Consider the following 10,228-nt stretch of genomic DNA (forward strand, 5'->3'; position numbering starts at 1 on the left):
CGAGGCGGCCGCCCGTCTGGAGCGCTGGGCCGACCGGGTCGAGGTGGCCGCGGTCAACGGCCCCGCCTCCGTGGTGGTCGCCGGTGACGCCGAGGTACTCGACGAGGCCCTGGACGCACTCGACGACCAGGGCGTCCGGATCCGCCGCATCGCCGTGGACTACGCCTCCCACAGCCGGCACGTCGAGGCCATCAGGGACACCCTCGCCGAGGCCCTGGCCGGGATCGGCGCCCAGGCGCCCGCCGTGCCCTTCTACTCCACCGTCACCGGCGGCTGGATCGAGGACTCCGGTGTCCTCGACGCCGGCTACTGGTACCGCAACCTGCGCGGCCAGGTCGGCTTCGGCCCGGCCGTCACCGCCCTCCTCGCCCAGGGCCACGGCGTCTTCGTCGAGCTCAGCGCCCACCCGGTGCTGGTCCAGCCGGTCACCGAGAGCGCCGACCGCACCGAAGCCGACGTGCTGGTCACCGGCTCGCTGCGGCGCGGGGACGGCGGCCTGCGCCGCCTGTACGCCTCCATGGCCGAACTCTTCGTCCGCGGCGTGGCCGTCGACTGGGCCGCCGTCCTGCCCGCCACGACGGGGCGCGCGGAGCTGCCGACGTACGCCTTCGACCACCAGCACTACTGGATCCGGATGGGCGCCGGCGCCGCCGGCGCGGCCTCCCTGGGCCTCGTCGGCTCCGACCACCCCCTCCTCGGCGCGGTCCTCCGGCTCCCCCAGTCCGACGGGCTGATCTTCACCTCCCGGCTGTCTCTGCGCACGCACCCCTGGCTCGCCGGCCACGCGATCGGCGGCAAGGTCATCGTCCCCGGCACCGTGTACGTCGACCTCGCGGTGCGCGCGGGCGACGAGTTCGGCTTCGGCGTCCTGGAGGAGCTCGTCATCGAGGCGCCGCTCGTGCTGCCCGAACAGGGCGGTGTCCGCCTCCAGGTCGCGGTCGGCGGACCCGGCGAGACCGGCCTGCGCAGCGTCGACGTGTACTCCCTGCGCGAGGACGACGCGGACGAGGCCGGCACGGGCGCCTGGACGCGGCACGCCACCGGCCTGCTGTCGTCCACGCCCGCCCGGAACGGGGCAGGCCCGGACTTCGACTTCGCCGCCTGGCCGCCGGCCGGCGCCGAGCCCGTCGAACTCGGCGACTTCTACGGGGACCTCGTCGCGCGCGGCTACGCGTACGGCCCGGCCTTCCAGGGCCTGCGGGCGGTATGGCGGCGCGGCGACGAGGTGTTCGCCGAGGCGGCCCTCCCCGAGGACCACCGGGAGGAGGCCGGCACGTTCGGCATCCACCCCGCGCTGCTGGACGCCGCGCTCCACACGAACGCCTTCGCCAACCCGGACGACGACCGCAAGGTCCTGCCGTTCGCCTGGAACGGGCTGCGGCTGCACGCCGTCGGCGCCTCGGCCCTGCGGGTACGGGTCGCGCCGTGCGGACCGGACGCCCTGTCGTTCCAGGCCGCCGACGAGGCCGGCGGGACGGTCCTGACCATGGACTCCCTCGTCTCCCGCGTGGTCTCCGCCGACCAGCTGGACGCGGCGGCGGGCGAGGGCGGCCGCGACGCGCTGTTCGGCGTGGAGTGGACCGAACTGGCCCCCGCCGAGGCCGCCGTGGCCGCCACCCCGTGGGCGGCGGTGACGGACGCCGCCGACCTGGCGGCCCTGGCCGACGGCGCCGCAGCCGCGCCGGTGCCGGTCCTGGAGGCCGTCGGCGGCGACGACCCGGCGCTGGCGCTGACCTCCCGCGTGCTGGAGGTCGTCCAGGCCTGGCTCGCCGGGTCCGGCCCGGAGGGATCCCGCCTCGTCGTGGCCACCCGGGGCGCGGTGCCCGCCGGCGACGGCGCGGTGAGCGACCCGGCCGGCTCGGCCGTGTGGGGCCTGGTGCGGGCCGCGCAGGCCGAGAACCCCGACCGGATCGTCCTGATCGACCTCGACCCCGCCTCCGCGACGGGCGCCCCGGCGGTGCTGGGCGCCGTACTGGCCAGTGGCGAGCCCCAGGTCGCGGTGCGCGGGACCACCCTCACCGCGCCCCGGCTCGTACGGGCCGCCGGCGCGGCCGTCCCGGAGACCCCCGCGGTCTTCGGGCCGCAGGGCACGGTCCTGATCACCGGCGGCACCGGCTCGCTCGGCGCCCTCGTCGCCCGGCACCTCGTCGCCCGGCACGGCGTACGGCACCTGCTGCTGGCGAGCCGTCGCGGCCCGCAGGCCGGCGGGGTCGAGGAACTGGTCGCCGAGCTCGGCGGACAGGGCGCCGCCGTCTCGGTCGTGGCCTGCGACGTCTCCGACCGCGGGCAGGTCGCGGACCTGCTGGCGTCCGTCCCCGCCGAGCACCGCCTCAGCGGCGTCGTGCACCTGGCCGGCGTACTGGACGACGGCGTGGTCGCCACCCTCACCCCGCAGCGGCTGGCCGGGGTGTTCGCCCCCAAGGTCGACGCGGTCACCCACCTCGACGAACTGACCCGCGGCCTGGACCTGGACGCGTTCGTCGTCTTCTCGTCCGCCGCCGCCCTCATGGGCTCGGCCGGCCAGGGCAACTACGCGGCCGCCAACGCCTTCCTCGACGGCCTGATGGCCCGTCGCCGGGCCGCCGGACTGCCGGGCCTCTCCCTGGCCTGGGGCCTGTGGGAGCAGAGCGACGGTCTCACCGCCCACCTCAGCGCCGTCGACCAGGCGCGCATGAGCCGCGGCGGCGTCCTGGCGCTCACGCAGACCGAGGGCCTCGACATCTTCGACGCCGGCCTGTACGCGGACCAGCCGCTGCTCGTCCCGATCAAGCTGGACCTGCGGACGCTGCGCTCCCAGGCCGCGGCCGGCGGCGGAGTCCCGCACCTGCTGCGCGGCCTGGTCCGTGCGACCCGCCGCGTGGCCCGGGCGGCCGCCGGGGACAGCGGCGGACTCGTCCGCCGGCTCGCCGGACTCCCGGCCGCCGAGCAGGAGGCCGTCCTGCTGGGCATCGTCCAGCAGGAGGCGGGTGCCGTCCTCGGCTTCAGCGGTCCCGAACTGGCCCAGGGCACGCGCGGCTTCAACGAGATCGGCTTCGACTCCCTGACGGCGGTCGAGCTTCGCAACCGGCTGAGCGCGGCCACCGGCGTCAAGCTCCCGGCCACGCTGATCTTCGACTACCCGACCCCCAACGCCCTCGCCCGCCACCTGCGCGACGAGCTCGGCGAGGCGACCGACGACGCCGGCACGCCCGCCCCGCGCACCGCGGCCGTCGCCGTGGATCCGGACGAGCCGATCGCGATCGTGGGCATGGCCTGTCGTCTGCCGGGCGGGGTGGCCGGTCCGGAGGACCTGTGGCGGCTGGTGTCGGAGGGGCGTGAGGGGATGTCCTCGTTCCCGGACGACCGGGGCTGGGACCTGGACGGCCTGTTCGACCCCGACCCCGACAGCGCGGGCACCTCGTACACGCACCGCGGCGGGTTCCTCCACGAGGCCTCGCAGTTCGACGCGGCCTTCTTCGGGATCTCCCCGCGCGAGGCCCTGGCGATGGACCCGCAGCAGCGGCTGCTGCTGGAGGCCTCCTGGGAGGCCCTGGAACGGGCGGGCATCGACCCGACCCGGGAGCGGGGCGGCAACATCGGCGTCTTCTCCGGTGTCTCCATCCACGACTACCTCGAGTCCCTCGGCAACATGCCCGCGGAACTCGAAGGCTTCGTCACGACCGCCACGGCCGGCAGCGTGGCCTCGGGCCGCGTCTCCTACACCTTCGGCTTCGAGGGCCCGGCGGTCACCGTGGACACGGCGTGCTCCTCGTCGCTGGTCGCCATGCACCTGGCGGCCCAGGCGCTGCGGCAGGGCGAGTGCACGATGGCCCTCGCCGGCGGTGTCGCCGTCATGGGCTCGCCGATCGGCGTCCTCGGCATGTCCCGCCAGCGGGGCCTGGCGGCCGACGGCCGCTGCAAGGCGTTCGCGGACGGCGCGGACGGAACCGTCCTGTCCGAGGGCGTCGGCATCGTGGTGCTGGAGCGGCTCTCGGTGGCCCGCGAGCGCGGCCACCGGGTGCTGGCCGTCATCCGCGGCAGCGCCGTCAACCAGGACGGCGCCTCCAACGGCCTGACCGCCCCCAACGGCCCTTCGCAGCAGCGCGTCATCCGCAAGGCGCTGCAGAGCGCCGGGCTCGCGGCGTCCGATGTCGACGTCGTCGAGGCCCACGGCACGGGCACCGCGCTGGGCGATCCGATCGAGGCGCAGGCGCTGCTGGCGACGTACGGCAAGGGGCGCGACCCCGAGCGGCCGCTGTGGCTGGGCTCGCTGAAGTCCAACATCGGCCACACGCAGGCCGCGGCGGGCGTGGCCGGCGTGATCAAGATGGTCCAGGCGCTGCGGCAGGGCGTCCTGCCGCCGACCCTGCACGCGCAGGAGCCCACGCGGCAGGTCGACTGGTCGGAAGGCGCCGTCGAGCTGCTGACCGAGGCGCGGGAGTGGTCCCGCGCCGGTCGGCCGCGCCGGGCGGGCGTGTCCTCGTTCGGCATCAGCGGGACGAACGCGCACCTGGTGCTGGAGGAGGCCCCGGCCGGGGAGGAGGCCGCGGCGACGGTCCCGGCTCCGGTGGCCGGTGGTGTGGTGCCGCTGGTGGTGTCGGCGCGCAGCGCGGCCTCGCTGGCCGGTCAGGCCGGGCGGCTGGCGGCGTACGCCGGCGGGGGTGACGCCTCCCTGGCGGAGGTCGCCGTCGCGCTGGTGGCGGAGCGCGCGGTCTTCGGTGAGCGCGCGGTGGTCGTGGCCTCCTCGACCGAGGAGGCGCGGACGCGACTGGAGGCCCTCGCGCGGGGCGAGGACGCGGCCGGTGCACTGACCGGCAGCGTGGGCGCACCGGGCCGGACCGTGTGGGTGTTCCCGGGGCAGGGTGCGCAGTGGGCCGGTATGGGTCGGGAACTCCTGGACTCCTCGCCGGTGTTCGCCGATCGCATCGCGGAGTGTGCTGCGGCGCTGGAGCCGTGGATCGACTGGTCGCTGGTCGAGGTGCTGCGGGGTGAGGCCGGGCCGGAGCTGCTGGAGCGGGTGGACGTGCTCCAGCCGGCGAGTTTCGCGGTGATGGTGGGTCTGGCTGCGGTGTGGCGGTCAGTGGGTGTGAAGCCGGATGCGGTGCTGGGTCATTCGCAGGGTGAGATCGCCGCGGCCTGTGTCTCGGGTGCGCTGTCGCTGGAGGACGCGGCCCGGGTGGTGGCCCTGCGGAGTCAGGCCATCGCCAAGGAGCTGGCGGGTCGGGGTGGTATGGCGTCGGTGGCGCTGGGCGCCGAGGAGGCCGCTGCGAAGCTGGAGCGGTGGTCCGACCGGGTCGAGGTCGCGGCGGTCAACGGCCCCGCCTCCGTGGTGGTCGCCGGTGATGCCGAGGCACTCGACGAGGCGCTGGAGGCCCTGGCCTTCGAAGGTGTCCGGGTCCGTCGGGTCGCGGTGGACTACGCGTCGCACACCCGGCACGTCGAGGCCATCGAGGACCTGCTGGCCGAGACCCTCGCGGGGATCGTCGCGAAGGCCCCGGAGGTGCCGTTCTACTCGACGGTCACCGGTGGTTGGGTCGAGGACGCGGACGTCCTGGACGGCGGGTACTGGTACCGCAACCTGCGCGGCCAGGTCGGCTTCGGCCCGGCCGTCGCCGCCCTCCTCGCCCAGGGGCACGGCGTGTTCGTCGAGCTCAGCGCCCACCCGGTGCTGGTCCAGCCGATCACCGAGACGGTGGACGGTACGGAAACCCCAGCGGTCGTCGCCGGTTCGCTGCGCCGTGAGGACGGCGGCATGCGCCGCCTGCTGACCTCCATGGCCGAACTGTTCGTCCGCGGCGTGGCCGTGGACTGGACCGCCGTCCTGCCCGCCACGACGGCACACGTGGACCTGCCCACCTACGCCTTCGACCACCAGCCCTACTGGCTCCACATATCCGAGGCGGCCACCGACGCGGCCTCCCTCGGCCAGGCGACGGCCGACCACCCGCTGCTGGGCGCGGTCGTCCAGCTGCCGCAGTCCGACGGGCTCGTCTTCACCTCCCGCCTGTCCCTGCGCACGCACCCCTGGCTCGCCGACCACCGGATCGGCGGTGTCGCCCTCGTTCCCGCCGCCGCCCTGGTCGAGCTCGCCGTACGGGCCGGCGACGAGGCCGGGTGCGGGGCGCTGGAGGAACTGCTGATCGAGACGCCGCTCGCGCTGCCCGAGCAGGGCGGGGTCCGGGTCCAGGTCGCGGTCGGCGCGCCCGGCGAGAACGGCGCGCGCACGGTGGAGGTCTACTCGCTGCCCGAGGACACCGCCGAGGGGGCCGCGTGGACGCGGCACGCCACCGGTCTGCTGTCCTCGCACCCGGCGCCGCAGGGCGCGGAGTTCGACTTCGCCGCCTGGCCGCCCGCCGGCGCCCGGCCCGTCGAGGTCGGGGACTTCTACGGGGAGCTCGTCGGCCGCGGTTACGGGTACGGGCCCGCGTTCCAGGGCCTGCGGGCGGTGTGGCGGCGCGGCGACGAGCTCTTCGCCGAGGTCGCCCTCACCGAGGAGCAGCGCGGCACGGCCGGTGCGTACGGCCTGCACCCCGCACTGCTCGAAGCGGCCCTCCACGTCGGAGCGCTTGACGCGGCCGACGTACCGGAACCCCGCCAGCCCCTCGACTGGAACGGGCTGGTGCTGCACGCCACCGGCGCTTCGGCGCTGCGGGTGCGGCTCGCCCCCGCAGGCTCCGGCGCGCTCTGCCTGGAGGCGGCCGACGAGACCGGCGGTCCCGTGCTGACGGCGGACTCGCTGGCCCTGCGCCCGGTGTCCGCCGAGCAGCTGGGCGCGGCGGCGGGCACGGTGGCCGCCACCTCGCTGTTCGAGGTGGAGTGGACGGAGCTGTCCACGGCCGGGGGAGCGCCGGTGTCCTGGGCTCCGGTGGCCACCGCCGCCGACGTCACGGCACTGGCGGCCGACGGGGAGGCGCCCGTCGTCGCGGTCCTGGAAGCGGTCGGCGGCGGGGATTCGGCGCTGGAGCTGACCTCGCGTGTGCTGGGGGTCGTGCAGGCGTGGCTGGCGGGGTCCGGGCTGGAGGAGTCGCGCCTCGTCGTGGCCACCCGGGGTGCGGTGCCCGCCGGCGACGGCGCGGTGACCGACCCGGCCGGCTCGGCCGTGTGGGGTCTCGTACGGGCCGCGCAGGCCGAGAACCCCGACCGGATCGTCCTGCTGGACACCGACCCCGCCGCAGAGGGCGGGCCGGAGCCGGTCCTCGGTGCGGCGCTGGCCTGCGGCGAGCCCCAGGTCGCGGTCCGCGGCACCACCCTGTCCGTCCCGCGGCTCGCCCGTACGCAGGGCCGGGCCGCGGACGCCCCGGCGGTGTTCAAGCCCGAGGGCACCGTCCTGATCACCGGCGGCACCGGTTCGCTCGGCACCCTGGCGGCCCGCCGTCTGGTCTCCGTACACGGCGTACGGCACCTGCTGCTGGCCAGCCGTCGCGGTCCGGAGGCCGAGGGCGCCCGGGATCTGGTCGCCGAGCTGACCGAGCGCGGTGCCACCGTCTCGGTGGTGGCCTGCGACGTCTCCGACCGGGCCCAGGCCGAAGCGCTGCTGGCGTCCGTCCCGGCCGAGCACCCCCTCACCGGGGTCGTCCACACCGCGGGTCTCATCGACGCCGGTGTGATCGAGGCGCTCACCCCCGAACGGCTGGCCGGCGTCTTCCCGCCGAAGGTCGACGCGGTGACGCACCTGGACGAGCTGACGCGGGGCCTGGACCTGGACGCCTTCGTCGTCTACTCCTCGGTCTCCGCCGTCTTCATGGGCGCGGGCAGCGGCAGTTACGCGGCCGCCAACGCCTTCCTCGACGGCCTGATGGCCCGGCGCCGGGCGGCCGGCCTGCCGGGCCTCTCCCTGGCCTGGGGCCTGTGGGACCAGACCGACGGCATGGCGGCGGGCACCGACGACCTCACCCGCAACCGGATGAACCGGCGCGGCGGCCTGAGGGCGATGACCCCGGCGGAGGGCATGGAACTCTTCGACGCCTCCGTCGGAGCGGGTCAGTCGCTGCTGGTACCCGCCAAGCTGGACCTGCGCGCGGTACGCGCCGACGCGGCGGCCGGCGGCGTACCGCACATGCTGCGCGGACTGGTCAAGGCCGGCCGGCAGCAGGCGCACACGGCGGCCGCGGCCGACGAGGGCCGGCAGCTGCACGACCGGCTGGCCGCACTGCCCGCCCCCGAGCAGAAGAAGCTCCTGCTCGACCTGGTCCGCACGCAGGTGGCGGCCGTCCTCGGCCACGCCGGACCGGAGCGCGTCCGGACGGACCTGGCGTTCAAGGACGCCGGGTTCGACTCCCTCACCGCGGTGGAACTGCGCAACCGGCTGCGCGAGGCGACGGGGCTGAAGCTCCCGGCCACCCTCGTCTTCGACTACCCGAGCCCGCAGACCCTCGCCGCGCACCTGCACGACGCACTGCTCCCGGAGAGCGGCGACGCGGGCGCACCGGACGTGGACGAGGAACGACTGAGGCACGCACTCGCATCCGTCCCGCTCGCCCGGTTCCGGGAGGCAGGACTGATGGACGCCCTGGTCAGGCTGATCGCCCAGGGCGACGGCGCACCGGAAATCGGCGGTATCGACCCGGCCGATGAAGAGAGGCCCATCGCCGAGCTGGACGTCGACGATCTCGTCCACCTGGCGCTCGGCGAATGAACACCTTCGAAACCGCTGCAAAGAATGGGGAATCCAACGTGAGTGCGTCCTACGAGAAGGTCGTCGAGGCGCTGAGGAAGTCGCTGGAAGAAGTCGGCTCGCTGAAGAAGCAGAACCGGCGGCTCCTCGACACCTCCCGTGAGCCGATCGCCATCGTGGGCATGGCCTGCCGGCTGCCCGGCGGGGTGGCCGGCCCCGAGGACCTGTGGAAGCTGGTGTCCGAGGGCCGGGACGCCGTCACCGGATTCCCCGAGGACCGCGGCTGGGACCTGGAGGGCCTGTTCGACCCGGACCCCGACCGTGCGGGCACCTCGTACGTCGACCAGGGCGGATTCCTCCACGAGGCGGGCCTGTTCGACGCCGGGTTCTTCGGGATCTCACCGCGCGAGGCCCTCGCCATGGACCCCCAGCAGCGCCTGCTGCTGGAGACCTCCTGGGAGGCCCTGGAACGGGCCGGCATCGACCCGGTCTCGCTGAAGGGCGCCGACGTCGGCGTGTTCTCCGGGGTGTTCGGCCAGGGCTACGTCGCCCCGGGCGCCAGCATGGTCACGCCCGAGATCGAGGGCTTCGCCGGTACGGGCGGGTCCACGAGCGTGGCGTCCGGCCGGGTCTCCTACGTCCTCGGGTTCGAGGGCCCGGCGGTGTCGGTGGACACGGCGTGTTCCTCGTCGCTGGTCGCCATGCACCTGGCGGCGCAGGCGCTGCGGCAGGGCGAGTGCTCGATGGCCCTCGCCGGCGGCGCGACCGTCCTGGCCAGCCCGGGCGTCTTCGCCGAGTTCTCCCGGCAGAAGGGCCTGGCCGCCGACGGGCGCTGCAAGGCGTTCGCCGACGCGGCCGACGGCACGGGCTGGGCCGAGGGCGTCGGCGTGGTCGTCCTGGAGCGGCTGTCGGTGGCCCGCGAGCGCGGCCACCGGGTACTGGCGGTGCTGCGCGGCAGCGCGGTCAACCAGGACGGCGCCTCGAACGGCCTGACCGCGCCGAACGGCCCGTCCCAGCAGCGCGTGATCCGCGGGGCGCTGGCGAACGCCGGGCTGGCGTCGGCGGACGTGGACGTCGTCGAGGGCCACGGCACGGGCACCGCGCTCGGCGATCCGATCGAGGCCCAGGCCGTCCTGGCCACCTACGGTCAGGGCCGCGACGCGGAACGGCCGCTGTGGCTGGGCTCGCTCAAGTCCAACATCGGCCACACGCAGGCCGCCGCGGGCGTGGCCGGCGTCATCAAGATGGTGGAGGCGCTCCGCCACGGCGTGATGCCCCCCACCCTGCACGTGGACGCGCCCACCACCGAGGTGGACTGGTCGGCCGGCGCGGTGGAGCTGCTGACCGAGGCGCGGGAGTGGCCGCGCGACGGGCGGCCGCGCCGGGCCGGTGTGTCGGCGTTCGGGGTCAGCGGGACGAACGCCCACCTGATCCTGGAGGAAGCCCCCGAGCAGCAGGCCGCCGCGACGGTCCCGGCCCCGGTGGCCGCTGGTGCGGTCCCGCTGGTGGTGTCGGCGCGCAGCGCCGCCTCCCTGGCCGCTCAGGCCGGGCGGCTGGCGGGGTTCCTGGAGGGTGCCGAGGGGGTTTCCCTGGCGGAGGTGGCCGGGGCGCTGGCGTCGGGCCGGTCGGTCTTCG

At 75.5% G+C, this 10,228-nt stretch carries 2 protein-coding genes; both read left to right on the forward strand.

What is annotated here, in order from left to right; genetic code table 11:
• Nucleotides 1–16: 16 nt before the first annotated feature.
• A complete protein-coding gene (locus ACIRBY_RS38565) occupies nucleotides 17–8,614 on the forward strand; it encodes an SDR family NAD(P)-dependent oxidoreductase (protein ID WP_403910111.1) in 8,598 nt (2,865 codons plus the stop codon).
• The coding region (locus tag ACIRBY_RS38570) for a type I polyketide synthase (RefSeq protein WP_403910108.1) at nucleotides 8,611–10,228 on the forward strand (1,618 nt) is incomplete at its 3' end. The genes ACIRBY_RS38565 and ACIRBY_RS38570, both read left to right, overlap by 4 nt.

Source organism: Streptomyces sp. NPDC096136 (genome assembly GCF_044763325.1).
Taxonomy (GTDB): Bacteria; Actinomycetota; Actinomycetes; order Streptomycetales; family Streptomycetaceae; genus Streptomyces.